The 23,929-nt window shown below is 60.3% G+C and carries 26 protein-coding genes; 22 read left to right on the forward strand and 4 right to left on the reverse strand.

What is annotated here, in order from left to right; all coding sequences use genetic code 11:
- Positions 1-28: 28 nt before the first annotated feature.
- On the reverse strand, positions 29-832 hold the full coding sequence (gene suhB, locus ADK28_RS12490) for an inositol-1-monophosphatase (protein ID WP_004941400.1): 804 nt from the start codon (positions 830-832) through the stop codon (positions 29-31).
- Between the two features lie 119 nt (positions 833-951).
- Here suhB and trmJ point away from each other — a divergent pair, with 119 nt between their 5' ends.
- The 22 genes from trmJ (at position 952) to ADK28_RS12600 (ending at position 21,053) form a co-directional block, all read left to right on the forward strand.
- Positions 952-1,686, forward strand: a complete 735-nt coding sequence (gene trmJ / locus ADK28_RS12495) for a tRNA (cytosine(32)/uridine(32)-2'-O)-methyltransferase TrmJ (RefSeq protein ID WP_015378781.1) — start codon at positions 952-954, stop codon at positions 1,684-1,686.
- 193 nt (positions 1,687-1,879) lie between these two features.
- Complete coding sequence (gene iscR, locus ADK28_RS12500; RefSeq protein WP_004941404.1) at positions 1,880-2,374, forward strand: Fe-S cluster assembly transcriptional regulator IscR; 495 nt, start codon at positions 1,880-1,882, stop codon at positions 2,372-2,374.
- Positions 2,375-2,428: 54 nt separating this feature from the next.
- A complete protein-coding gene (gene iscS / locus ADK28_RS12505; RefSeq protein WP_016929764.1) occupies positions 2,429-3,643 on the forward strand; it encodes a cysteine desulfurase in 1,215 nt (404 codons plus the stop codon).
- Between the two features lie 24 nt (positions 3,644-3,667).
- Complete coding sequence (iscU, locus tag ADK28_RS12510) at positions 3,668-4,054, forward strand: Fe-S cluster assembly scaffold IscU (protein WP_004941408.1); 387 nt, start codon at positions 3,668-3,670, stop codon at positions 4,052-4,054.
- Between the two features lie 54 nt (positions 4,055-4,108).
- Complete coding sequence (iscA, locus tag ADK28_RS12515) at positions 4,109-4,432, forward strand: iron-sulfur cluster assembly protein IscA (protein ID WP_004941410.1); 324 nt, start codon at positions 4,109-4,111, stop codon at positions 4,430-4,432.
- A 62-nt stretch (positions 4,433-4,494) separates the two neighbouring features.
- The gene (gene hscB, locus ADK28_RS12520; RefSeq protein WP_016929762.1) at positions 4,495-5,016 is read left to right on the forward strand and encodes a co-chaperone HscB; all 522 of its coding nucleotides are present in this window, start codon (positions 4,495-4,497) and stop codon (positions 5,014-5,016) included.
- A gap of 32 nt (positions 5,017-5,048) precedes the next feature.
- Positions 5,049-6,899: a Fe-S protein assembly chaperone HscA gene (gene hscA / locus ADK28_RS12525; protein ID WP_016929761.1), complete on the forward strand. Its 1,851-nt coding sequence runs from the start codon at positions 5,049-5,051 to the stop codon at positions 6,897-6,899.
- Positions 6,900-6,901: 2 nt separating this feature from the next.
- On the forward strand, positions 6,902-7,237 hold the full coding sequence (fdx, locus tag ADK28_RS12530; protein WP_048795794.1) for an ISC system 2Fe-2S type ferredoxin: 336 nt from the start codon (positions 6,902-6,904) through the stop codon (positions 7,235-7,237).
- Between the two features lie 32 nt (positions 7,238-7,269).
- Positions 7,270-7,470: a Fe-S cluster assembly protein IscX gene (gene iscX, locus ADK28_RS12535; protein ID WP_033639618.1), complete on the forward strand. Its 201-nt coding sequence runs from the start codon at positions 7,270-7,272 to the stop codon at positions 7,468-7,470.
- An 83-nt stretch (positions 7,471-7,553) separates the two neighbouring features.
- Positions 7,554-8,849: an aminopeptidase PepB gene (pepB, locus tag ADK28_RS12540; RefSeq protein WP_048795795.1), complete on the forward strand. Its 1,296-nt coding sequence runs from the start codon at positions 7,554-7,556 to the stop codon at positions 8,847-8,849.
- An 89-nt stretch (positions 8,850-8,938) separates the two neighbouring features.
- The gene (gene sseB, locus ADK28_RS12545) at positions 8,939-9,769 is read left to right on the forward strand and encodes an enhanced serine sensitivity protein SseB (protein WP_033639620.1); all 831 of its coding nucleotides are present in this window, start codon (positions 8,939-8,941) and stop codon (positions 9,767-9,769) included.
- Positions 9,770-9,930: 161 nt separating this feature from the next.
- A complete protein-coding gene (ndk, locus tag ADK28_RS12550; RefSeq protein WP_004941424.1) occupies positions 9,931-10,356 on the forward strand; it encodes a nucleoside-diphosphate kinase in 426 nt (141 codons plus the stop codon).
- Between the two features lie 237 nt (positions 10,357-10,593).
- On the forward strand, positions 10,594-11,790 hold the full coding sequence (locus tag ADK28_RS12555) for a bifunctional tRNA (adenosine(37)-C2)-methyltransferase TrmG/ribosomal RNA large subunit methyltransferase RlmN (RefSeq protein ID WP_004941426.1): 1,197 nt from the start codon (positions 10,594-10,596) through the stop codon (positions 11,788-11,790).
- A gap of 99 nt (positions 11,791-11,889) precedes the next feature.
- Positions 11,890-12,639, forward strand: coding sequence for a type IV pilus biogenesis/stability protein PilW (pilW, locus tag ADK28_RS12560; protein WP_028127503.1), 750 nt, complete (start codon positions 11,890-11,892; stop codon positions 12,637-12,639).
- A complete protein-coding gene (gene rodZ / locus ADK28_RS12565; RefSeq protein WP_033639621.1) occupies positions 12,629-13,600 on the forward strand; it encodes a cytoskeleton protein RodZ in 972 nt (323 codons plus the stop codon). The genes pilW and rodZ overlap by 11 nt, the downstream gene beginning before the upstream one ends.
- Before the next feature lie 45 nt (positions 13,601-13,645).
- Positions 13,646-14,767 carry a flavodoxin-dependent (E)-4-hydroxy-3-methylbut-2-enyl-diphosphate synthase gene (gene ispG / locus ADK28_RS12570; RefSeq protein ID WP_016929756.1) on the forward strand — a complete coding sequence of 374 codons (1,122 nt, stop codon included), beginning with the start codon at positions 13,646-13,648 and terminating at the stop codon, positions 14,765-14,767.
- Between the two features lie 139 nt (positions 14,768-14,906).
- A complete protein-coding gene (hisS, locus tag ADK28_RS12575) occupies positions 14,907-16,181 on the forward strand; it encodes a histidine--tRNA ligase (protein ID WP_033639622.1) in 1,275 nt (424 codons plus the stop codon).
- Between the two features lie 13 nt (positions 16,182-16,194).
- The gene (locus ADK28_RS12580) at positions 16,195-16,815 is read left to right on the forward strand and encodes a YfgM family protein (RefSeq protein WP_033635592.1); all 621 of its coding nucleotides are present in this window, start codon (positions 16,195-16,197) and stop codon (positions 16,813-16,815) included.
- Positions 16,816-16,826: 11 nt separating this feature from the next.
- Complete coding sequence (bamB, locus tag ADK28_RS12585; protein ID WP_004941440.1) at positions 16,827-18,008, forward strand: outer membrane protein assembly factor BamB; 1,182 nt, start codon at positions 16,827-16,829, stop codon at positions 18,006-18,008.
- A 264-nt stretch (positions 18,009-18,272) separates the two neighbouring features.
- Positions 18,273-19,763 (forward strand): ribosome biogenesis GTPase Der, encoded by a 1,491-nt coding sequence (der, locus tag ADK28_RS12590; protein WP_015378774.1) that lies wholly within the window; start codon positions 18,273-18,275, stop codon positions 19,761-19,763.
- A gap of 98 nt (positions 19,764-19,861) precedes the next feature.
- Positions 19,862-20,818 carry an AEC family transporter gene (locus ADK28_RS12595; protein ID WP_048795796.1) on the forward strand — a complete coding sequence of 319 codons (957 nt, stop codon included), beginning with the start codon at positions 19,862-19,864 and terminating at the stop codon, positions 20,816-20,818.
- Positions 20,819-20,831: 13 nt separating this feature from the next.
- A complete protein-coding gene (locus ADK28_RS12600; protein WP_028127372.1) occupies positions 20,832-21,053 on the forward strand; it encodes a zinc ribbon domain-containing protein in 222 nt (73 codons plus the stop codon).
- A gap of 4 nt (positions 21,054-21,057) precedes the next feature.
- Here the strand turns inward: ADK28_RS12600 and ADK28_RS12605 are convergent, their stop codons facing one another.
- The 3 genes from ADK28_RS12605 to ADK28_RS12615 form a co-directional block, all read right to left on the reverse strand.
- Positions 21,058-21,399 carry a protealysin inhibitor emfourin gene (locus tag ADK28_RS12605; RefSeq protein ID WP_016929750.1) on the reverse strand — a complete coding sequence of 114 codons (342 nt, stop codon included), beginning with the start codon at positions 21,397-21,399 and terminating at the stop codon, positions 21,058-21,060.
- Entirely contained in the window at positions 21,399-22,424 is a 1,026-nt protein-coding gene (locus ADK28_RS12610; protein WP_033639624.1) for a M4 family metallopeptidase, read from the reverse strand. Before ADK28_RS12610 ends, ADK28_RS12605 begins: the two co-directional genes overlap by 1 nt.
- A 63-nt stretch (positions 22,425-22,487) precedes the next feature.
- Positions 22,488-23,570 (reverse strand): LacI family DNA-binding transcriptional regulator, encoded by a 1,083-nt coding sequence (locus ADK28_RS12615; RefSeq protein ID WP_033639625.1) that lies wholly within the window; start codon positions 23,568-23,570, stop codon positions 22,488-22,490.
- Positions 23,571-23,929: the final 359 nt, after the last annotated feature.

Genomic DNA, 23,929 nt, shown 5'->3' on the forward strand with positions numbered 1-23,929 from the left:
GCGCTTTTTTTCGATTCGCTTCTGGCGATTAACGCTTCAGCGCTTCGCTCAGTTCTTCACGCATGGTGGCCAGCATGGCTTTCACCACGCGCGGGTTGCCTGCGACCACGTTGCCGGAGCTGAAGTGATTGTGGCCGCCGACGAAGTCGGTGACCAGGCCGCCGGCTTCACGCACCAGCAGTTCGCCTGCGGCGAAGTCCCACGGCTTCAGGCCGATTTCGAAGAAACCGTCCACGCGGCCGGCGGCGACATAGGCCAGATCCAGCGCAGCGGAACCGGTGCGGCGGAAGTCCGCGCACTGGGTGAACAGCTTGCCGACGATATTGATGTAAGGCGTGGCGTGCTGTTTGACTTTAAACGGGAAGCCAGTCGCCAGGATGGTGCCATCCAGATCTTTGGCGTTGGTGCCGCGCAGACGGTAACCGTTGAGCTGTGCGCCCTGGCCGCGCGTGGCGGTGAACAGTTCGTTGCGCATCGGATCGTAAACCACGGCCACTTCGGTACGGCCTTTGATGCGTACGGCGATGGAAACGGAGAAATGAGGGAAACGTTTGATGAAGTTTGCAGTGCCATCCAGTGGATCGATCACCCATTGCACATCGCGATCTTCGCCGATCAGCTCACCGCGTTCTTCGCTCACGATACTGTGTTGCGGATAAGACTTGCGGATGACGTCGATGATCAGATGCTCTGCATCGCGATCGACGTTGGTGACGAAGTCATTGGTCCCTTTCTGGCTCGCTTCTACAGCGTCCGGGGTTTCGTAGTTTTTGGCAATCAGGTTACCGGCCTTGCGCGCAGCGCGCACGGCGATAGTCAGCATCGGATGCATGGGTATCTTCCAACTAGGATGTTAAAGAACAGGAAACGGCGCGAAGTATAGCAGCTGTTCGGCAAATTGCCTACGGCTGTGTTAAGATGCTGCGATTTTCCGCCACGCTCAGAGTTTGTATGCTGCACAATATCCGCATTGTTCTGGTAGAGACTTCACATACCGGCAACATGGGCTCGACCGCCAGAGCCATGAAAACCATGGGTTTAACCAACCTTTATCTGGTTAATCCGCTGATCAAACCCGATTCTCAGGCCATCGCCCTGGCCGCCGGCGCCAGCGACGTGATCGGCAACGCCACTATCGTCGATACCCTCGATGACGCCATCGCCGGCTGCAGCCTGGTGGTGGGCACCAGCGCACGTTCTCGCACCTTGCCGTGGCCGATGCTGGAGCCGCGCGAATGCGGCGTGCGAGCGGTGCACGAGGGCGAGCACGCGCCGGTGGCGCTGGTGTTCGGCCGCGAACGCGTCGGGCTGACCAACGATGAATTGCAAAAGTGCCACTACCACGTCGCCATTCCGGCCAACCCGGACTACAGCTCGCTGAACCTGGCGATGGCGGTGCAGATCCTGGCGTACGAAGTGCGCGTGGCTTACCTCGATCGCCAACAGGCGGGCGCGCCGCAGTTGGAAGAGACGCCGTATCCGCTGGTGGACGACCTCGAGCGTTTCTATCAGCATCTGGAGCAGACGCTGCAGCGCACCGGTTTCATTCGCCCGTCGCATCCGGGCCAGGTGATGAACCGCCTGCGTCGGCTGTTCACCCGCGCGCGCCCGGAAGGGCAGGAGCTGAATATCCTGCGCGGCATGCTGACGTCGATCGAGAAACAGGATAAACATCAAGGTAATTAATTGATGTGGCATAACGGTGGGTGACAATAGTATTAGTTATCCAAAGGTTATAACATGTATTTTATATACCTTTGTTCTTGCTAAGTTCAAAACGTGCTAATACTTGAGTTAATTACTGGGTTAAATAGTTGACTGTTTTACTCAGGAATGTCAGACTTTCGGCCATATTTGACCAACAGGTAACCATTGAGCTATGAGACTGACATCCAAAGGCCGTTATGCCGTAACCGCTATGCTCGACGTAGCGCTGCATTCCCAGGAAGGGCCGGTGCCACTGGCGGACATTTCCGAACGCCAGGGTATTTCGCTCTCTTATCTGGAACAATTATTCTCCCGTCTGCGCAAGAATGGCCTGGTGGCCAGCGTGCGTGGCCCGGGCGGTGGTTATCTGCTGGGTAAAGACGCGGGTGAGATCGCCGTTGGCGCTGTCATCACTGCCGTCGATGAATCGGTAGATGCAACCCGTTGCCAGGGCAAAGAAGGCTGTCAGGGCGGCGATCGCTGCTTGACCCACGCCCTGTGGCGCGATCTGAGCGAGCGCATCAGCGGGTTCCTGAACAACATTACGCTGGCAGAACTGGTCAACAACCAGGAAGTGCTGGTGGTGGCGGATCGTCAAAACAACGATACGCGCCGCACGGCCAACGGCCGTCCGCAAGAAACTATCAACGTTAATCTGCGCGCATAAGCAGCTGGCGAAATTATTTTAGTTTTTGGAAGTGATGTACGGAGCACAAGAGCAATGAAATTACCGATTTATCTGGATTACTCAGCAACGACGCCGGTTGACCCGCGCGTTGCTGAGAAGATGATGCAGTTTTTGACCCTGGACGGCACTTTCGGCAACCCGGCTTCCCGTTCCCACCGTTTCGGTTGGCAGGCGGAAGAGGCGGTAGACATCGCCCGTAACCAAATCGCCGAACTGGTGGGCGCCGACCCGCGCGAAATCGTCTTCACCTCCGGGGCGACCGAATCCGACAACCTGGCGATCAAAGGCGCTGCCAATTTCTACCAGAAAAAAGGCAAGCACATCATCACCAGCAAAACCGAACACAAAGCCGTGCTCGACACCTGCCGTCAGCTGGAGCGCGAAGGGTTTGAAGTCACCTACCTGGCGCCGCAGAGCAACGGCATCATCAGCCTGCAGGATCTCGAAGCGGCGCTGCGCGATGACACCATCCTGGTCTCCATCATGCACGTCAACAACGAAATCGGCGTGGTGCAGGACATCGAAGCGATCGGCGAAATGTGCCGTGCGCGCGGTATCATCTACCACGTTGACGCCACCCAGAGCGTGGGCAAACTGCCTATCGATCTGAGCAAGCTGAAAGTCGACCTGATGTCGTTCTCCGGCCACAAAATCTATGGCCCGAAAGGCATCGGCGCGCTGTACGTGCGTCGCAAGCCGCGCATCCGCATCGAAGCGCAGGTACACGGCGGCGGTCACGAGCGCGGCATGCGTTCCGGCACCCTGCCTGTCCACCAGATCGTCGGCATGGGTGAAGCTTATCGCATCGCCAAAGAAGAGATGACCGAAGAGATGGCGCGTCTGCGCACCCTGCGTGACCGTCTGTGGAACGGCGTGAAAGATATGGAAGAAGTGTATCTGAACGGCGATCTGGAGCACGGCGCACCGAACATCCTGAACGTCAGCTTCAACTACGTTGAAGGCGAGTCGCTGATCATGGCGCTGAAAGACCTGGCCGTTTCTTCCGGTTCAGCCTGTACCTCCGCCAGCCTCGAGCCGTCCTACGTGCTGCGCGCGCTGGGCATGAGCGATGAATTGGCGCACAGCTCGATCCGTTTCTCCCTGGGGCGTTTCACCACGGAAGAAGAGATCGACTACACCATTCAACTGGTGCGTAAATCCATCGGCCGTCTGCGCGATCTGTCCCCACTGTGGGAGATGTTCAAGCAGGGCGTGGACATCAACAGCATCGAATGGGCGCATCATTAATTCTCAGGTTTCAGGAGCAAGGTCATGGCTTACAGCGAAAAAGTAATCGATCATTATGAAAACCCGCGCAACGTGGGTTCTTTCGACAACGAAGATCCTACCGTCGGCAGCGGCATGGTAGGGGCGCCGGCTTGTGGCGACGTGATGAAGCTGCAAATCAAGGTTAACGATGAAGGCATCATCGAAGACGCGCGCTTTAAAACTTATGGCTGCGGTTCCGCCATCGCCTCCAGCTCGCTGGTGACCGAATGGATGAAAGGCAAGTCGCTCGATCAGGCTGAAGCGATCAAAAACACCCAGATCGCCGAAGAGCTGGAATTGCCGCCGGTCAAAATTCACTGCTCGATCCTGGCTGAAGACGCCATCAAAGCAGCGATTGCCGACTATAAGAGCAAGCATAGCGCCAAGTAATTTGTCTGAGTCGGCCCGGCCGCGCCGGGCTTTGATGTGAAGTGTGAGGTTGTGATGTCTATTACCATGAGCGACAGCGCTGCGCAGCGTGTTCAGGCGTTTTTGACGAACCGCGGCAAAGGTCTCGGCCTGCGTCTGGGAGTGCGAACTTCCGGCTGTTCCGGGATGGCGTACGTGCTGGAATTTGTTGACGAAGCCAACGATGACGACATCGTATTTGAAGACAAAGGCATCAAGGTGATCATCGACGGCAAGAGCCTGGTCTACCTTGACGGCACCGAGCTTGATTTCGTTAAGGAAGGCCTGAACGAAGGCTTCAAGTTCAACAACCCGAACGTCTCAAGCGAGTGCGGCTGCGGCGAGAGTTTCAACGTCTGACAGTCCATCGTGCTCCCCCGTTTCGGCGGGGGAACTTCATCCGCTAACGCCCAGAGCACGCTATGGATTACTTTACTTTATTCGGGCTGCCAGTTCGCTACACCGTGGACGGCAGCCTGCTTGCGTCCCGCTTCCAGGATCTGCAGCGCCAATTCCACCCCGATCGTTTCGCCAACCAGCCGGAGCGCGAACGCCTGATGGCGTTGCAGCAGGCGGCGACCATCAATGAAGCCTACCAGGCGCTGAAGCACCCGTTAAAACGCGCGGAGTATATGCTATCTTTGCACGGCTTCGATCTGGGCAACGAACAGCATACGATGCGCGACACCGCGTTCCTGATGGAACAGCTGGAGCTGCGCGAAGAGCTTGACGCCATTGAGCGCAAGCCGGATGCGGAAAGCCTGCTGGCCGATTTCGGCGCGCGGCTGGCCACCTCCATCAAGCAGCGCAGCGCGCTGATGCTGCAGCAGTTGGACAGTGAACAGTGGGCGGATGCCGCCGACACCGTGCGCAAGCTGCGCTTTTTGGACAAACTCCAGCAACAGGTTGAACAACTCGAAGAAAAACTGCTGGGTTTTGAGTAACACCTTCTGATTCTGATTGTGGAAGCTTCAACATGGCCTTATTACAAATTAGTGAGCCTGGCCTCAGCGCCGCGCCGCACCAGCGACGCTTGGCCGCCGGCATCGACTTAGGCACCACCAACTCGCTGGTCGCCACGGTGCGCAGCGGGCAAGCGGAAACGCTGGCCGACGATCAGGGGCGCCATTTGCTGCCTTCGGTGGTGCATTATCAGGCGGACGCGCAGCGCGTCGGCTGGGAGGCGCGCCAACAGGCGGCGCAGGATCCGGCCAATACCGTCAGCTCCATCAAACGCATGATGGGCCGCTCGTTGGCGGACGTGCAGCAACGTTACCCGAACCTGCCGTACCAATTCCAAGCCAGCGACAACGGCCTGCCGCTGATCGTCACCGCCGCCGGCCCGGTTAACCCGGTCGGCGTTTCCGCCGACATCCTGCGGGCTCTGTCCGCGCGCGCGCAAGCGGCGCTGGAAGGCGAGCTGGATGGCGTCGTGATCACCGTTCCCGCTTACTTCGACGACGCGCAGCGCCAGGGCACCAAAGACGCGGCGCGTCTGGCCGGCCTGCATGTCCTGCGCCTGCTGAACGAACCGACCGCTGCGGCGATCGCCTACGGGCTGGATTCCGGCCAGGAAGGGGTGATCGCGGTTTACGATCTGGGCGGCGGCACCTTTGATATCTCCATTCTGCGCCTCAGCCGCGGCGTGTTCGAAGTGCTGGCCACCGGCGGCGATTCCGCGCTGGGCGGCGACGATTTCGATCATCTGTTGGCCGACTGGCTGCGTGAGCAGGCCGGCGTGGCCGATCGCAGCGATCACGGCGTGCAGCGCCAACTGCTGGATGCCGCCATCGCCGCCAAAATCGCATTAAGCGATGCCGACAGCGTGCGCGTTGAGGTGGCCGGTTGGCAGGGCGAAGTGACCCGCGCCCAGTTTGAAGCGCTGATCGCCCCGCTGGTGAAACGTACGCTGATGGCTTGCCGCCGCGCGCTGAAAGACGCCGGCGTCGCCGCCGACGAGGTGCTGGAAGCGGTGATGGTCGGCGGCTCCACCCGCGTGCCTCTGGTGCGTGAGCAGGTGGGGGCCTTCTTCGGCCGCACGCCGCTGACGTCGATCGATCCGGATAAAGTGGTCGCCATCGGCGCCGCGATCCAGGCCGACATCCTGGTGGGCAACAAGCCGGACAGCGACATGCTGCTGCTGGACGTGATCCCGCTGTCGCTGGGCCTCGAAACCATGGGTGGCCTGGTGGAGAAAGTGATCCCGCGCAACACCACCATTCCGGTGGCGCGCGCGCAGGAGTTCACCACCTTTAAAGACGGCCAGAGCGCAATGATGATCCACGTGCTGCAGGGCGAGCGCGAGCTGGTGCAGGATTGCCGTTCGCTGGCGCGTTTCACGCTGCGCGGCCTGCCGCCGCTGCCAGCCGGGGGCGCGCATATTCGCGTCACCTTCCAGGTGGATGCCGACGGCCTGTTGAGCGTCACCGCGATGGAGAAATCCACCGGCGTGGAAGCCTCGATCCAGGTCAAGCCGTCGTACGGCCTGTCGGACAGCGAAATCGCCGGCATGATTAAGGATTCGATGGCCAACGCGCAAAGCGACGTGGGCGCGCGCAAGCTGGCGGAGCAACGCGTGGAAGCCGCGCGGGTGCTGGAAAGCCTGCAGGGCGCGCTGGCCACCGACGCCGCGCTGCTGAGCGAGGCGGAAAGCCAGGCGATCGCCGCCGCGACCCAGGCGTTGCAGCAGGCGGCGCAGGGTGAAGATCCCGCCGCTATCGAAGACGCCATCAAAACATTAGATGCACAAACGCAAGATTTTGCCGCGCGCCGCATGGACGCTTCCATTCGCCGCGCGCTGGCTGGCCATTCTGTGGATGAGGTTTAACCATGCCTAAAATTGTTTTCCTGCCCCATCAAGATCTGTGCCCGGAAGGGGCGGTTCTGGAAGCCGAAAAAGGGGAGTCGATCCTCAACGTTGCACTGCGCAACAGCATTGAAATCGAGCACGCCTGCGAGAAATCCTGCGCCTGCACCACCTGCCACTGCATCGTGCGTGAAGGTTTCGATTCGCTGGAAGAGAGCAGCGAGCTGGAAGACGACATGCTGGACAAAGCCTGGGGGCTGGAGCCTGAAAGCCGTCTGAGCTGCCAGGCGCTGGTCGCCGACGAAGATCTGGTGGTCGAAATGCCGCGTTACACCGTCAACCACGCGCGTGAGCATTAATTGTTAGCCGCGGCGCCAACCAGGAGATCATAATGGGACTGAAGTGGACCGACAGCCGTGAAATCGGCGAAGCCCTGTACGACCAATACCCGGACACCGATCCGAAAACCGTGCGTTTTACCGACATGCATCAGTGGATCTGCGATCTGGAAGAGTTCGATGACGATCCGCAGGCTTCCAACGAAAAAGTACTGGAAGCGATCCTGCTGGTCTGGTTAGATGAAGCGGAGTAAATAGCGTAACGGGCTGCCATAGGCGGCCCGTTTATTTTGTATCCGACAAGATTAATAAAAGAATAATCCGGAGTAAGAAGGCTATGACAACAGAATTCATACAGGTCATGCTGTCGCAACAACCTGCCGACGCCCGCTGGGGCGAGAAAGCGCTGCTGAGCACCAACGGCGAAGGGATGACCATCCACCTGACCGGCGCCGACAAGCTGGGCGCGATCCAGCGCGCGGGCCGCAAAATTGACGGCCAGGGCATCAAAAACGTCAAGCTGGCCGGCGACGGTTGGGATTTGGAAAACAGCTGGGCGTTTTGGCAGGGCTACCGCGGGCCGAAAGGGCAGCGCAACGTCGAATGGGCCGAGCTGCCGGAAACCGCGCGTCAGGAGCTGGATAAGCGCCTGAAGATCGTTGACTGGGTGCGCGACACCATCAATATGCCGGCGGAAGAGCTGGGGCCGGAGCAACTGGCGACCCGCGCCGTCGATCTGATGTGCGACGTCGGCTGCGATGCCGTCAGCTACCGCATCACCAAGGGCGAAGATCTGCGCGAGCAGAACTATGCCGGCATCCACACTGTCGGCCGCGGTTCCGAACGCCCGCCGGTGCTGCTGGCGCTGGACTTCAACCCGACCGGCAACCCGGATGCGCCGGTGTTCGCATGCCTGGTCGGCAAGGGCATCACCTTCGATACGGGCGGTTATAGCCTGAAACAGAGCGCCTTTATGGATTCGATGAAGGCTGACATGGGCGGCGCAGCGACCATCACCGGCGCGCTGGCGCTGGCGGCGGCGCGCGGCCTGAAGCAGCGCGTGAAGCTGTACCTGTGCTGCGCCGACAACATGGTCAGCGGCAACGCCTTCAAACTGGGCGATATCATTCGCTATCGCAACGGCAAAACCGTTGAGGTGATGAACACCGATGCGGAAGGGCGCCTGGTGCTGGCCGACGGCCTGATCGACGCTTCTGAGCAGAATCCGCAGCTGATTATCGACTGCGCGACCCTGACCGGCGCGGCCAAAACCGCGGTGGGCAACGACTATCACGCCCTGTTCAGCTTCGACGATGCGCTGGCGCAAGAGCTGCTCAGCAGCGCCGCCGCCGAGCAAGAGCCGTTCTGGCGTCTGCCGCTGGCCGAGTTCCACCGCAGCCAGCTGCCATCCAACTTCGCCGAATTGAACAACGTGGCCGGCCCGGCCTACACCGCCGGCGCCAGCACCGCGGCGGCCTTCCTGTCGCACTTCGTCAAGAATTACCAACAGGGCTGGCTGCACATCGACTGTTCCGCTACTTACCGCAAAGGCGCGGTGGAGCAGTGGTCGGCCGGCGCGACCGGGCTGGGCGTGCGCACCCTGGCCAATCTGTTGCTGAGCAAAGCCAAATAATTGAACGCCCGCCGCGTCGGGCGCTAGAATGCGCATTATCTTCGGGGCCCAGCATGCTGGGCCTCGCTATTTGATCCCTGGAGTTTGCCATGAGTTCCCATCATCACGATGCCGCCCCGAGCGAGAACGAGCTTGAACGCCTGCTGAAGCTGGCGGTGACGGAGCCGGCCCACCGTCCGGCGTTCTTCCGTGAACTGCTCGAGGCCACGGTGCTGATCCTCGGCGACAGCGAGCAGGTGCAGCAGGACGGCGACATCACGCTGAACGCGGATACGCCGGTCAATATCCAGCATTGGGAAAAGCAGGACGGCGGCAGCATCATTCCGTTCTTCACCTCGCTGGAAGCGTTGCAGAAGGCCGTTGAGGACGAACAACCGTTCATCGCCATGCCGGCGCGGGTGCTGTTCGAAATCACCCAGGGCGCGGATCTGTTCCTCAACCCGAAGGCGGAGTACGGCAAAGAGTTCTATCCGGAAGAGGTGGCGATGCTGCTGGCGACCGGCGGCGTCGTCAAACCGGTGGAGCATTACGTCGACAAAGAAACCCAAATCCTGTTGGGGCAGCCCGAAGAGTACCCGTCGGCGATGGTGGATGCGCTGACCACGCTGTTCAGCCAGCGCAAGCCGGTGCGCCGCGCATTTCTGGCGCTGATGCACGACCAGGCGGCGGACGAGAAGCCGAATTTGCTGATCGGGCTGGAAGTGGACGCCGAGCCGGCGGAGATCGAGGCGTTGATCAACGAGGCCGGCAGCGTCGCCAGCGAAACGGCGCCGAATGACGAGCCGGTGGATTTCTGTCTGGTGTCGGAGAAAGAGCGCGGCATCAGCCACTATCTGATCGCCCATACGCAGCCGTTTTATCAGCGCCGCTGGGGCAGTTGGCTGCGCAATTTGATTCCGTCCACCGACAAGACCCAGTAACGCGGCGCGTGGTCGGAAATGCCGCAGGAAGATCATATTTTTTTAATGAAATGTTGATTTTCCCGTAGGCAAGCGTTAACGGCGCACATATAATCTGCGCCACTTGAGAAGGCCGGCAACATTGCAGACCGGCCTGTTTTGGAAGTCATACAGAGGCCATCATGACCGTAGAACGTACCTTTTCCATCGTTAAACCAAACGCTGTAGCCAACAACGACATCGGCGCTATCTACGCGCGTTTCGAGCGCGCCGGTTTCAAAATCATCGCCGCTAAAATGCTGCGTCTGACTCGCGAACAAGCTGAAGGCTTCTACGCTGAGCACAAAGGCCGCCCATTCTTCGACGGTCTGGTTGAGTTCATGACCTCTGGCCCAATCATGGTGCAGGTTCTGGAATCTGAAAACGCCGTGCAGCGCAACCGCGACATCATGGGCGCAACCAACCCGGACAACGCACTGGCCGGCACCCTGCGCGCCGACTACGCGGACAGCTTCACCGCTAACGCCGTTCACGGTTCCGACTCCGTTGAATCCGCACAGCGTGAAATCGCTTACTTCTTCAACGAAAGCGAAATCTGCGCACGTTAATCGTGCCGTTTCTGAGCCGATAGCCAGGCATTCACCGGCTGAAACAATAAAAATGCCCTGAATGCCTTTCAGCCATAGAAACCCGCTACTAAAATTTGTACAATGCCGCGCCCCTGATAAGACGACTTGTCAGGGGCGTGTTTTTAGTGCCGCCACCCGAATCATGCGGGCTGAAATGCACAACTTACTGTCCATTCTTTAGCGCCATAACGTGTAATAACGAGGCCAGAGATCATTATGTTAGAACCCATCACGTCCGAGCACACCGTGTCTGAAAATAATTCGCTGACTACCCCCTCCGTTAACGTGGAGCAACCGGCTGCGGCCAAAATCAACCTGCTGGATCTGAACCGCCAGCAAATGCGCGAGTTCTTCGCCGAAATGGGCGAAAAACCGTTCCGCGCCGATCAGGTGATGAAGTGGATTTACCACTACTGCTGCGACGATTTCGAGCAGATGACCGACATCAACAAAGTCCTGCGCGGCAAGCTGCAGCGCGTGGCGGAAATCCGCGCGCCGGAAGTGGCGGAAGAACAGCGTTCGGCCGACGGCACCATCAAGTGGGCGATCAAGGTGGGCGATCAGCAGGTCGAAACCGTATATATCCCGGAAGCCGACCGCGCGACGCTGTGCGTCTCCTCGCAGGTAGGCTGCGCGCTGGAGTGCAAATTCTGTTCGACGGCGCAGCAGGGCTTCAACCGCAACCTGCGCGTGTCGGAAATCATCGGCCAGGTGTGGCGCGCGGCGAAGATCATCGGCGCGCTGAAGGTGACCGGCCAACGCCCGATCACCAACGTGGTGATGATGGGCATGGGCGAGCCGCTGCTCAACCTGAACAACGTGGTGCCGGCGATGGAAATCATGCTGGACGACTTCGGCTTTGGCCTGTCCAAACGCCGCGTGACTCTATCTACCTCCGGCGTGGTGCCGGCGCTGGACAAGCTGGGCGACATGATCGACGTGGCGCTGGCTATTTCGCTGCACGCGCCGAACGACACCATCCGTGATGAGATCGTGCCGATCAACCGCAAGTACAACATCGAAACCTTCCTGTCCGCGGTGCGTCGCTACCTGGAGAAATCCAACGCCAACCAGGGCCGCGTCACCGTCGAGTATGTGATGCTGGATCATATCAACGACAGCACCGACGACGCGCATCAGCTGGCGGAAGTGCTGAAAGACACGCCGTGCAAGATCAACCTGATCCCATGGAACCCGTTCCCGGGCGCTCCGTACGGCCGCAGCTCCAACAGCCGGGTGGATCGTTTCTCCAAGGTGTTGATGGAATACGGCTTTACGACTATTGTTCGTAAAACCCGCGGTGACGATATCGACGCCGCCTGCGGGCAACTGGCGGGTGAAGTGATCGACCGTACCAAGCGTACCCTGAAAAAGAAAATGGCCGGGGAACCTATCAACGTACGGGCGGTCTGAATCCTATAGCACCATTTTTTTGTTATCTAACAGCCTGTTATGTGAAATATTCACGCTAATGGGCGTTAGCTGGCGGCCGATAAGGAAATGAATGCGGGCATGAAGCTGAAACTGTGGGGTGTGTGGCTGGCGGCCGGACTGTTGGCCGGGTGTTCCGGTTCAGCGCCGGAAAAGGAAGCGCAAGTCTCTGAGGCGGGCCAGACGCGGTTGCAACTGGGCCTGGAGTACCTGCAGCAAGGCGACATGGACGCCGCGCGCCAGAACCTGGAAAAGGCGCTGGACGCGGCCCCGCAGGATTACCGCACGCAGTTGGGCATGGCGCTCTACGCGCAGCGGAACGGTGAAAATGCCGCGGCCGAACAGCGTTATCGGCAAGCGCTCAAACTTGCGCCGGGCAATGGCACCGTCTTGAATAATTACGGTGCGTTTCTTTGCGGTTTAGGGCAGTATGTACCGGCGCAACAGCAGTTTAGCGCTGCGGCGCTGGCGCCCGATTATGGCCAGGTCGCCGACAGCCTGGAAAACGCAGGTTACTGTTTTCTCAAGGCCGGACAAAACGATGAAGCGCGCACGCTGTTGAGCCGCGCGCTGAAAGTCGATCCGGACAAAGGCGCTCCGCTGCTGGCGGAGGCCGAAAAGCAATTTGGAGAAGGGAAGCGCGCCCAGTCGCAACTTTTATTGGATGTTTATCAGCATGTTCTGCCGGCCAGCGCCAGCAGCTTATGGTTACAGATTCGTTTCGCCGCGTTAGCCGGCCGCCAGGATAGCGTTCAACGCTATGGCAAGCAGCTAGCGCGAAGTTTTCCACAATCCAAACAGTACCAGCAGTTCTTAGCTAATGAATACTGAAGCCTCCCAAGATAAAACCGTATCCATGACGACGGGCCAGCGCCTGCGTCAGGCCCGTGAGCAACTCGGGCTGAGCCAACAGACCGTTGCAGAACGCCTGTGTCTCAAAATGTCCACCGTGCGCGATATCGAGGAAGACAGCGTGTCCGCTGACCTCGCGTCCACCTTCGTGCGCGGCTACATCCGTTCCTACGCCAAGCTGGTGCATCTGCCGGAAGACGAACTGCTGCCGATGTTGGCCAAGCAGGCGCCGTTGAAGATGGCGAAAGTGGCGCCGATGCAAAGTTTCTCGCTGGGCAAGCGCCGCAAGAAACGCGACGGCTGGCTGATGAGCTTCACCTGGCTTATCGTGTTCGTGGTGATCGGCCTGACCGGCGCCTGGTGGTGGCAAAACCACAAGGCGCAGCAGGAAGAGATCGCCACCATGGCCGATCAATCCTCGGCACAGCTTTCACAGAATAACGAAGGGCAGTCCGTGCCGCTGACCGACGGCAATGCCGACGCCGGCACCAACGTGCCGTTGACCGACAACAGCGCCGCGCCGGCTGATACCGGCGCAGCGGCTCAGGCGCCTGCGGCGACCGCCCAGGCGCCGAGCGCGGCCCAGCAGCCTGCCGTGGTGTCGCCAAGCCAGACCACCCTGCCGGAAACCGCGCCGGCGGCACAAGCGCCGTTGCCGACCGCCGATGCGGGCGTGGCTGCGCCGGCGGCCGATCCGAACGCGCTGGTGATGGATTTCTCCGCCGACTGCTGGCTGCAGGTGACCGACGCGAGCGGTAAAACGCTGTTCAGCGGCACCCAGAAGCAAGGCGGCAAGCTGAACCTGACCGGCACTGCGCCGTATAAACTGACCATCGGCGCGCCGGCGGCAGTTCAGATCCAGTATCAGGGTAAACCGGTTGATTTAAGCCGGTTCGTTAAGTCAAACCGTGTTGCTCGCCTGACCGTCGCCGCGCAGTAATCGCGCGGCTGGTCGTGATGTCAGAGCAGCAATGGAGAGTAAGTAATGCATAACCAAGCGCCCATCAACCGTCGAAAATCTACACGCATTTACGTCGGCAAGGTGCCTATTGGTGATGGCGCGCCGATTGCCGTGCAGTCGATGACCAACACCCGTACCACCGATGTTGAAGCAACGGTTAATCAGATCAAAGCGCTGGAGCGCGTGGGCGTCGACATCGTCCGCGTTTCGGTTCCTACCATGGACGCCGCCGAGGCGTTCAAGCTGATCAAGCAGCAGGTCAACGTGCCGCTGGTCGCCGATATCCACTTCGATTATCGCATCGCGCTGCAGGTTGCCGAATATGGCGTAGACTGCCTGCGCATCAACCCGGGCAACATCGGCAACGAATCGCGCATTCGATCGGTGGTGGACTGCGCCCGCGACAAGAACATCCCGATTCGCATCGGCGTCAACGGCGGCTCGCTGGAGAAAGACCTGCAGGAGAAGTACGGCGAACCTACGCCGGAAGCGCTGCTGGAATCCGCCATGCGCCATGTGGACATCCTCGATCGCCTCAACTTCGACCAGTTTAAGGTCAGCGTCAAGGCGTCGGACGTGTTCCTGGCGGTGCAATCCTACCGCTTGCTGGCGTCGCGCATCGATCAGCCGCTGCACCTGGGCATCACCGAAGCCGGCGGCGCGCGCAGCGGGTCGGTCAAATCGGCCATCGGCCTGGGCATGCTGCTGTCTGAAGGCATCGGCGATACCCTGCGCATCTCGCTGGCGGCGGATCCGGTCGAAGAGGTGAAGGTCGGTTTCGACATCCTGAAGTCGTTGCGCATCCGCGCGCGCGGCATCAACTTCATCGCCTGCCCGACCTGCTCGCGTCAGGAGTTCGACGTGATCGGCACGGTGAACGCGCTGGAGCAGCGCCTGGAAGACATCATCACGCCGATGGACGTCTCGATCATCGGTTGCGTGGTGAACGGCCCGGGCGAAGCGCTGGTGTCCACCATGGGCGTGACCGGCGGCCACAAGAAGAGCGGCTTCTACGAAGACGGCGTGCGCCAGAAAGAGCGTTTCGACAACGAACAGATGATCGACCAGCTGGAAGCGAAGATTCGCGCCAAGGCCGCGATGATGGACGAAAGCAACCGTATCACGGTCAATCTGCTGGAAAAATAAGCGTTATCGCTACACGGCGGGCCTGTTGGCCCGCTTGTTTATGCACCTGAAGGGCGGAAAACCGCATCCGCGTTGAATACCGGGCGGCAAAGTCCCTATAATCAGGTTCATTTTTACAGACAACGGACAGAGAACTCACGTGGCAAAGAACATTCAAGCCATCCGCGGCATGAACGACTACCTGCCGGAAGAAACGGCATTATGGCAGCGTATTGAAGGCACCCTCAAGCAGGTGCTGGGCGGCTACGGTTACAGCGAAATCCGGTTGCCGATTGTAGAGCAGACCCCGTTATTCAAACGCGCGATCGGCGAAGTGACCGACGTCGTGGAAAAAGAGATGTATACCTTCGAAGACCGCAACGGCGAAAGCCTGACGCTGCGTCCGGAAGGGACGGCCGGCTGCGTGCGCGCCGGCATCGAACATGGTCTGCTGTACAATCAGGAACAGCGTCTGTGGTACATCGGCCCGATGTTCCGCTACGAGCGCCCGCAAAAGGGCCGCTATCGCCAGTTCCATCAGCTGGGCGCGGAAGTGTTCGGCCTGCAAGGCCCGGATATCGACGCCGAGCTGATCCTGCTGACCGCCCGCTGGTGGAAAGCGCTGGGCATCGCCGAGCACGTCAAGCTGGAGCTGAACTCCATCGGTTCGCTGGAGGCGCGCGCCAACTACCGCGACGCGCTGGTGGCGTTCCTGGAGCAGCACGTCGAGGTGCTGGACGAAGACTGCAAACGCCGCATGTACAGCAACCCGCTGCGCGTGCTGGACTCCAAAAATCCTGAGGTGCAGGCGCTGCTGAACGACGCGCCGCGCCTGTCCGAGTACCTGGATGAAGAATCCCGTGCTCACTTCGCCGGTCTGTGTGAACTTTTGGCGCAGGCAGGTATCCCATATACCGTTAACGAGCGCCTGGTGCGCGGTCTGGATTACTACAACCGCACCGTGTTTGAGTGGGTGACCACCAGCCTGGGCGCGCAGGGCACCGTCTGCGCGGGCGGCCGTTACGACGGCCTGGTCGAGCAACTGGGCGGCCGTGCCACCCCGGCGGTCGGTTTCGCCATGGGCCTTGAGCGTCTGGTGCTGCTGGTACAGGCGGTCAACCCGGAATTCAAGGCGCCGTCGGCTATCGACGTGTACGTCATCTCTTCCGGCGCGGGCACCCAGAGCGCGGCGATGCGGCTGGCTGAACAGGTGCGCGACGAGGCGCCGCAGCTGAAGCTGATGACCAATTACGGCGGCGGCAACTTCAAGAAGCAGATCACCCGTGCGGACAAATGGGGCGCGCGCATCGCGCTGATCCTGGGTGAGAGCGAAGTGGCGGCGCAGCAGGTGGTGGTGAAAGACCTGCGCAGTGGTGAACAAGAAACGCTGGCGCAAAGCGAAGTCGCTGCGCGTCTGGCTTTGATGTTAGGTTAAGGAGAAGGACACCGTGGAAGTCTATACCACTGAAAACGAACAAGTCGACGCACTGCGTCGGTTCTTTGCCGAGAACGGCAAAGCGCTGGCGGTGGGCGTGGTGCTCGGAATTGGTGCCCTGGTTGGCTGGCGTTACTGGCAGAGCCATGAAAACTCCAACATGATGGCGGCATCGCAATCCTATCAGGAAGCCAGCGATCGTCTGGCGGCCGGCAAGCCGGATGACGTGGCTGCCGCGGAGAAATTTGTCCAGGCCAACGGCAACAGCTACGGCGTACTGGCCGCGCTGCAGTTGGCCAAGCACTTTGTCGAACAGAATGATTTCGCCAAGGCGGAACAGCAGCTGGCGCTGGCGCAGGGCCAGACCAAAGACGACAACCTGTTGGCGATGATCGACCTGCGTCTGGCTCGCGTCCAGCTGCAGGAGAAAAAGCTGGATGAAGCGCTGAAAACGCTGGATGGCGTGAAAGGCGAAGGCTGGGCGGCGATGATGCAGGATGTGCGCGGCGATGTATTGCTGGCCAAGGGCGACGCCAAGGGCGCGCGCGAAGCTTACAGCAAAGGCATTGAGTCCAATGCTTCTCAGGCGCTGCAGGTTCTGCTGCGCATGAAATTGAATAACTTGTCCAGCTAAGGGGAATTCCCATGCAATTGCGTAAAACACTCTTGGTCGGACTGGTTTCCGCTGCCTTGCTGAGTGGTTGCTCGCTGTTTAACAGCGAAGAAGACGTGGTTACCATGTCGCCGTTGCCGAAAGTTGAAAATCAGTTTACGCCGAGCAAGGCGTGGAGCACCTCGGTGGGCGACGGCATCGGTGAGTATTACTCCCACCTGCGTCCGGCCTATCAGGACAGCACCATTTACGCCGCCGATCGCTTCGGCATCGTGAAAGCGATGGACGCCGACAGCGGCAACGAGAAGTGGAAGGTCAATCTCTCCGAGAAGACCGGCTTCTTCTCCAGCAACCTGTCTGCGCTGCTGTCGGGCGGCCTGACGGTCGCGGGCGACAAGGTTTACGTCGGCAGCGAAAAAGCGGTGGTTTACGCATTGAACACCGCCGATGGCGCCATCGCCTGGCAGACCAAAGTGGCCGGCGAAGCGATCTCCCGTCCGGTTGTCAGCGACGGCATGGTGTTGGTGCACACCTCCAACGGCATGCTGCAGGCGCTGAATGAAGCCGACGGCGCGGTGAAGTGGACAGTTAACCTGGACATGCCTTCGCTGTCGCTGCGCGGTGAATCCGCGCCGGCCGTCGCCTTTGGCGCCGCCATCGTCGGCGGTGACAACGGCCGCGTCAGCGCCGTGCTGATGCAGCAGGGCCAGATTATCTGGCAACAGCGCATTTCTCAGCCGAGCGGCGCGACCGAAATCGATCGCCTGAACGACGTGGACACCACGCCGGTGATCGTTGACGGCGTGGTCTACGCGCTGGGTTACAACGGCAACCTGACGGCGCTGGATCTGCGTTCCGGCCAGATCATCTGGAAACGCGAACTGGGTTCGGTGAATGATTTCATCGTCGACGCGGGCCGCATCTACCTGATCGACCAGAACGATCGCGTGGTGGCGCTCAGCACCGAAGGCGGCGTGACCGTGTGGACGCAGAGCGATCTGCTGCACCGTAACCTGACGCCGCCGGTGATGTATAATGGTTATCTGGTGACCGGTGACGCCGAAGGCTATCTGCACTGGATCAACACCACCGATGGCCGTTTTGTCGCCCAGCAGGAAGTGGACAGCTCCGGCTTCCTGTCTGCGCCGATGGTGGCCAGCGACAAGCTGATCATCCAGGCTCGCGGCGGGAAAGTTTACGCTTTCACCCGCTAACGCCGCTCGTCGTGATCCTTCTTGCGCCCGAAAGATTTCGGGTTGCAGCCAGGCGGCAAGCGCATGAGTCCTCGGGAGCTTAGTGAGCTAAGTGAGCTAAGTGACCGAGGCGAAGGTGCGCAGACAACGCCGCTGTGGCGCGAAAGATGAAGGGGAAAACGGCTCCTGAATGTTCAGGGGCCGTTTCGTATTTTATAAGCTGCACCGCTGGTGTCTATCCACAGTGCAGTAACGCATTGATTATTAAGTAATGAGGCTTCAACAATGATACCTGTCGTCGCGCTGGTCGGGCGCCCGAATGTGGGTAAATCCACCTTGTTCAACCGTTTAACCCATACGCGTGATGCGCTGGTGGCGGATTTCCCGGGGCTGACGCGTGACCGCAAGTATGGTCGTGCTGAAATCGAAGGCAATGAATTCATCATCGTCGATACCGGCGGCATCGACGGCACCGAAGACGGCGTCGAAACGCGCATGGCCGGCCAGTCGCTGCTGGCGATCGAAGAAGCGGACATCGTGCTGTTCATGGTCGACGCCCGCGCCGGCCTGATGCCGGCGGATCAGGGCATCGCCCAGCACCTGCGCAGCCGCCAGAAGGCGACCTTCCTGGTGGCCAACAAGACCGACGGCCTGGATCCGGACACCGCCACCGCTGATTTCTACTCGCTCGGCCTGGGGGAAGTGTTCGCTATCGCCGCTTCCCACGGCCGCGGCGTGACCCAACTGATCGAACACGTGCTGGTGCCGTTCGTGCCGGAAAAACCGGAAGACGTCGAGCTGACCGAGGAAGAGGCCAACGCCGCTTACTGGGCTGAGCAAAACGGTGAAACGCTGGAAGGCGAAGAAGACGAAGAGCCGGAAGAAGCGTTCAACCCGCAGGATCTGCCGATCAAGCTGGCGATCGTCGGCCGCCCGAACGTCGGTAAGTCTACGCTCACTAACCGCATCCTGGGCGAGGAACGCGTGGTGGTGTATGACATGCCGGGCACCACCCGCGACAGCATCTACATTCCAATGGTGCGCGACGAACGCGAATACGTGCTGATCGACACCGCCGGGGTGCGCAAACGCGGCAAGGTGACCGAAACCGTCGAGAAGTTCTCGGTGATCAAGACCCTGCAGGCGATTGAAGACGCCAACGTGGTGCTGCTGGTGATCGACGCGCGTGAAGGCATCTCCGATCAGGATCTCTCGCTGCTCGGCTTTATCCTCAATAGTGGGCGCTCACTGGTGATTGCGGTCAACAAATGGGACGGCATGAGTGAAGAAGATCGCGAGCATGTGAAAGAAATGCTCGATCTGCGTCTGGGCTTCGTCGACTTCGCGCGCGTGCACTTCATTTCCGCCCTGCACGGCAGCGGCGTCGGCAACCTGTTCGAATCGGTACAGGAAGCCTACGAGTGCGCAACCCGCCGCGTAAACACCTCGATGCTGACCAAAATCATGCAGATGGCGGTGGACGATCACCAGCCGCCGTTGGTGCGCGGCCGCCGCGTGAAGCTGAAATACGCCCACGCCGGCGGTTACAACCCGCCGATCGTGGTGATCCACGGCAACCAGGTCAGCGATCTGTCCGATTCGTACAAGCGCTACCTGATGAACTACTTCCGCCGCTCGCTGAACGTGATGGGGACGCCGATCCGCATCCAGTTCAAAGAGGGTGACAACCCGTTCGCCGGTAAACGCAATCTGCTGACGCCAACCCAGATGCGTAAGCGCAAGCGCCTGATGAGCCACCTGAAAAAGAGCAAGTAATCGCTCATGAGGGGCGCGGCAGTGATGCCGCGCCCTTTTTTATTGGCCCGAAATCGTTTTATTATCTGAGGATTACCTCGCCTGCCTGAAGGAACACCATGTCCTGGGAAACCTGGAGTTTTGCGTTTAACGTCACCGTGCCGAATTTGCTGATGATGCTGCTGGGGATCCTGCTGCGCCATTGGCGCCTGATGGATGACCGCTTCGTCGACGGCGCGACCCGCCTGGTGTTCAATCTGGCGCTGCCGTGCCTGCTGTTTTTCAGCATCGCCACCAACCATCCGCAGCTGCTTGGCAATCTGCCGCTGGTGCTGTTCGGCGCAGTCGGCACGCTGGCGACCTTCCTGCTCTTGGAGCTGGCGGCCAAGTGGCTGGTGAAAGAACCGCGTGAGCGCGGGGTGTTCGTACAGGGCGGCTTTCGCGCCAACACCGCCATCGTCGGTCTGGCCTACGCCATGACCGCCTACGGCAGCGAAGGCATTGCGCTCGCCTCGCTGTACCTGACCGTGACGGTGATCCTGTTCAACATACTGTCGGTCATCACCCTCACGCGCAGCCTGCAGGGCGGGCAGGGCAAGAAAATCAGCCACCTGTCGCTGCTGCGCAGCATCGTCACCAATCCGCTGATCATCGGCCTGGTGTGCGGGCTGCTGTATGCGCAAACCGGGCTGGGCATCCCGACCGTGATCCGCCAGACCGGCAGCTATATCTCCGCGCTGTCGCTGCCGTTGGCGCTGCTGTGCACCGGCGCCAGCCTGGATTTCCGCGCCATGTTCCGCTCGTCCAACGTGGCGGCGCTGTCGTCGGCGGCCAAGCTGTTTCTGGTGCCGTTCCTGATGACGCTGGCCGGCTGGCTGTGCGGGTTTCACGGCGCGGCGTTGGGCATCATCTTCCTGTTTTCCGCCACGCCGACCGCTTCGGGCAGCTATGTGATGACGCGCGCCATGGGCGGCAACGCCACGCTGGCGGCTAACATTATCGCTATCACCACCGTCGGGTCGTTCTTCACCACCGCGTTGGGGATCTATTTCTTGCGCTCATGGGGCGCGATTTAACCTGGGAGCCGTTATGGATGCGCATTGTCCGCACTGTCGTCAGACCATGAATTGGGTAGCGGGTCACTACCATTGTGCCGCCTGTCAGCGTGATTATCGGCAGCAGGCGAGCTGCCCGGAGTGCGGGCAGCCGCTGCAAGAGTTGAAGGCCTGCGGGGCGGTGGATTACCTGTGCCAGAACGGGCACGGGCTGATCTCCAAAAAACGGGTGAATTTCAGCTATCAGCCGCTGTAAGCCCTCACTCATCCACCTGGCCGGTTTTCCACAGATCCACCAGCGCTTGCGGCGCGCTGCTTTCCGGGATTAACAGCACGATCTCGGTGCTCAGGGTGGGGCTGGTGTAGTTGATCTGTACGCGGTAGTAGCGCTGGTCACCGCAGCCGGGGGAGTTGGGCTGGCCTTCTTCCTGCGCATAGGGCAGCGTCTGGTTCAGCAACTGATTCAGGCGCTGCCGCTGTTCCGGCGTGATATCGGCCAGCGCGATGCGGCGCTGGCCCGCCAGTTTGGGAATGTAGGCGAAGCCTCCCTCGCGCGCCAGCTCAATGACCGTATCCTGATTGAGCGTCGGCAGCGGTTTCATTATTCCACCCCCACCTGATGCCAGGCTTGCTGCACCTTGTCCGCCACGCTCTGGTCGAAACGCGCTTGCGCATGTTTCACCGTGGCGCGGGCGAAGGTGGCGAAGTCGGCATTTTGCGGCAGCGCTTTGTCGCACACCGTGTCATACCAGACGTAGCCGGCTTTCTCCCAGGCGAAGCCGCCGAGCGCCGTCGCCGCCAGGTAGAAGGCGCGGTTGGGAATGCCGGAGTTGAGGTGCACGCCGCCGTTGTCTTCCTTGGTCTGGATGTAATCCTTCATGCTGGCGGGCTGCGGATCTTTGCCCAGCAGCGGGTCATCGTAGGCGGTGCCGGGGGCCGACATCGAGCGCAGCCCTTTGCCTTTAATGCCCTTGGCGAGCAGCCCGGCGCCGATCAGCCAGTCGGCTTTATCGGCGGTTTGCTGCAGGTGGAACTGCTTGACCAACGAGCCGAATACGTCGGACAGCGACTCATTGAGCGCCCCGGACTGCTGGTAGTAGATCAGCCCGGCTTCACTCTCGGTCACGCCGTGCGCCAGCTCGTGGCCGACCACGTCGATGGCGATGGTGAAACGGTTGAAAATCTCGCCGTCGCCGTCGCCGAACACCATTTGTTGGCCGTTCCAGAAGGCATTCTGGTACTCCTTGCCGTAGTGTACGCTGCCGACCAGCGGCAGCCCCTGGTTATCCAGTGAGTTGCGGCGGTAGGCCTGCCAGAAGAAATCGTAGGTGACGCCGAGGTAGTCGTAGGCTTCGTCCACCGCCACATCGTGGTTGCTGGGCTGGCCCTCTTTGCGCACCGGTTTGCCAGGCAGTTGGGTGCCGTTCTGGGCGTCGTAGATATCGCGGAGCGCTTCGCCGGCTCGGGCGTTTTTCTCGGTCGGCGAACGCAGCGGCTTGTTGCCGAGCAGGCTTTGCACGTGGTTCAGGGTGTGCAGCGCGCAGTCGCGCTGCGGGGCGTTGCCGTGTTCAATGATGCGGCGCAGCATGTAGGGAGGAATGACGGAACGCATGCGCTGGGCTGGCATAGTGGCTCTCCTTAGGCAAAAAATTTTACCTCATCGAATGAATGCACTGTGCCTAAGTGTAGCCTACTCGTCATAAAGCCTGTGGTCATGCGTGCTCACCGCCGGCGCGGTCTTGTGCGGGCTGATGCGCCGCACCGAGGCGCGCACCGCCAGCCGGCCGTGCAGCAGCAGATTGCACGGCGGCGCGTCGGCGCGCAGCATGCGCCTCTGCAGCAGTTGGATCGCTTCGTAACCCAGTTCGTCGCGCGGCACCTGCACCGAGGTCAGCGGCACGTCATGGATTTCCGCCAGGTTGAAGCCGTCGGTGCTCATCACCGACACGTCGCCCGGCACGTTCAGGCCCCGCTTGTTGAGCGCCTTGACCGCCCCGACCGCCATGTAGTCGCCGCCGGCCAGGATCGCCGTTGGCAGCGGGGCGTGACCGTGGATGCCGTTGAGATAGGTGGTCAGCGCCTGCTCGGCCTCTTCGCCGCCGAAGCCGGAGGTGGTGATCAGATGGCGGCCGTCGTCGAACGGCAGATGATGCCGGGCGTAGGCCTGCCGGATGCCCGCCAGCCGCAGCTCCATGGTGTGGCGGCGCAGACACTGCAGGTTGAGAATATGGCTGTGCCCTTGCTGGAACAGGTAGCTGGCGGAGTAATCGCCGATCAGCTGATGATCCGGCGAGACGCTGTCCAGCCGCATCTGCCGATCGCTGCAGTTGATCAGCACGCAGGGCTTGTGCAGATCGGCGGCCAGGGTGTGGATATGCTCGTCGTCGATGCCGATGATCAGCGCCGCTTCGGTGTGCGGATCGCTCATCTTTTCCAGAAACAGCGCGCCGTCGCTGTGTTGCTCTTCCAGCCCGCAGTAGCGGATGCGCACCTCGTGCTCCATCAGCGCGGCGGCAATGCCCTGAATGACCTTGTAGTAGAAGATGTCGGTGCGCACGTCGAACGCGCGTTGCGGCGCGAACACCATCACGTTGTTCAGCATCAGCCGGCCGCTGGAAATGCCCTGCAGAATGCCATTTTGTTGCGCACAGTCCAACACCTTGCGGCGCGCCTCGGCGCTGGTGTTGGCCTTGCCGGCCAGCACGCGGGAAACGGTGCTGATCGACAGCCCGGTTTGGCGGGCGATCTCCTGGATTTTCAGCTTTCCGTTCATTTTGTGATCTCCTTCAAATTCGTCCATGAGAATATTTTCACTGCGCATTTTCAGCGTCTTGACCGGATTTAACGGTCATTATGGCTATTTTTTCACCCGCCAGTGAAAATCTTTGCAAAAAACCCCGTTTCGCTGTGCGCTATCGCTGAGTAGTCTGCATTGGTACACCAATTTTAACGACCTGTCAGTCCAATTTTAACGGTGTGCGAAAAAGAAAACAAAAAATAAATCATGGGGTTGTGATTGTCTGTCGGCAAATGATACGGCGCCGATCCGTTTTCACCGTCCCGTGTTTGATAGCACAACGTACCCTACCAAAACGCGCGTCGCCGTAACCGGCGGCCGCGGGGAGAGAACCG

Source organism: Serratia sp. 506_PEND, assembly GCF_001076875.1.
Classification (GTDB): Bacteria; Pseudomonadota; Gammaproteobacteria; order Enterobacterales; family Enterobacteriaceae; genus Serratia; species Serratia marcescens.

Excerpts from the sequence above, each read along its gene's own strand:
- pilW (WP_028127503.1), top strand. The coding sequence starts at position 11,890 with ATGAAGCTGAAACTGTGGGGTGTGTGGCTGGCGGCCGGACTGTTGGCC.
- rodZ (WP_033639621.1), top strand. The coding sequence starts at position 12,629 with ATGAATACTGAAGCCTCCCAAGATAAAACCGTATCCATGACGACGGGC.
- ADK28_RS12600 (WP_028127372.1), top strand. The coding sequence starts at position 20,832 with ATGGATGCGCATTGTCCGCACTGTCGTCAGACCATGAATTGGGTAGCG.
- hscA (WP_016929761.1), top strand. The coding sequence starts at position 5,049 with ATGGCCTTATTACAAATTAGTGAGCCTGGCCTCAGCGCCGCGCCGCAC.
- bamB (WP_004941440.1), top strand. The coding sequence starts at position 16,827 with ATGCAATTGCGTAAAACACTCTTGGTCGGACTGGTTTCCGCTGCCTTG.
- sseB (WP_033639620.1), top strand. The coding sequence starts at position 8,939 with ATGAGTTCCCATCATCACGATGCCGCCCCGAGCGAGAACGAGCTTGAA.
- der (WP_015378774.1), top strand. The coding sequence starts at position 18,273 with ATGATACCTGTCGTCGCGCTGGTCGGGCGCCCGAATGTGGGTAAATCC.
- iscX (WP_033639618.1), top strand. The coding sequence starts at position 7,270 with ATGGGACTGAAGTGGACCGACAGCCGTGAAATCGGCGAAGCCCTGTAC.
- iscA (WP_004941410.1), top strand. The coding sequence starts at position 4,109 with ATGTCTATTACCATGAGCGACAGCGCTGCGCAGCGTGTTCAGGCGTTT.
- iscR (WP_004941404.1), top strand. The coding sequence starts at position 1,880 with ATGAGACTGACATCCAAAGGCCGTTATGCCGTAACCGCTATGCTCGAC.
- hscB (WP_016929762.1), top strand. The coding sequence starts at position 4,495 with ATGGATTACTTTACTTTATTCGGGCTGCCAGTTCGCTACACCGTGGAC.
- ADK28_RS12615 (WP_033639625.1), bottom strand. The coding sequence starts at position 23,570 with ATGAACGGAAAGCTGAAAATCCAGGAGATCGCCCGCCAAACCGGGCTG.
- ispG (WP_016929756.1), top strand. The coding sequence starts at position 13,646 with ATGCATAACCAAGCGCCCATCAACCGTCGAAAATCTACACGCATTTAC.
- iscS (WP_016929764.1), top strand. The coding sequence starts at position 2,429 with ATGAAATTACCGATTTATCTGGATTACTCAGCAACGACGCCGGTTGAC.
- trmJ (WP_015378781.1), top strand. The coding sequence starts at position 952 with ATGCTGCACAATATCCGCATTGTTCTGGTAGAGACTTCACATACCGGC.
- ndk (WP_004941424.1), top strand. The coding sequence starts at position 9,931 with ATGACCGTAGAACGTACCTTTTCCATCGTTAAACCAAACGCTGTAGCC.
- fdx (WP_048795794.1), top strand. The coding sequence starts at position 6,902 with ATGCCTAAAATTGTTTTCCTGCCCCATCAAGATCTGTGCCCGGAAGGG.
- pepB (WP_048795795.1), top strand. The coding sequence starts at position 7,554 with ATGACAACAGAATTCATACAGGTCATGCTGTCGCAACAACCTGCCGAC.
- ADK28_RS12605 (WP_016929750.1), bottom strand. The coding sequence starts at position 21,399 with ATGAAACCGCTGCCGACGCTCAATCAGGATACGGTCATTGAGCTGGCG.
- ADK28_RS12595 (WP_048795796.1), top strand. The coding sequence starts at position 19,862 with ATGTCCTGGGAAACCTGGAGTTTTGCGTTTAACGTCACCGTGCCGAAT.
- suhB (WP_004941400.1), bottom strand. The coding sequence starts at position 832 with ATGCATCCGATGCTGACTATCGCCGTGCGCGCTGCGCGCAAGGCCGGT.
- ADK28_RS12555 (WP_004941426.1), top strand. The coding sequence starts at position 10,594 with ATGTTAGAACCCATCACGTCCGAGCACACCGTGTCTGAAAATAATTCG.
- ADK28_RS12610 (WP_033639624.1), bottom strand. The coding sequence starts at position 22,424 with ATGCCAGCCCAGCGCATGCGTTCCGTCATTCCTCCCTACATGCTGCGC.
- iscU (WP_004941408.1), top strand. The coding sequence starts at position 3,668 with ATGGCTTACAGCGAAAAAGTAATCGATCATTATGAAAACCCGCGCAAC.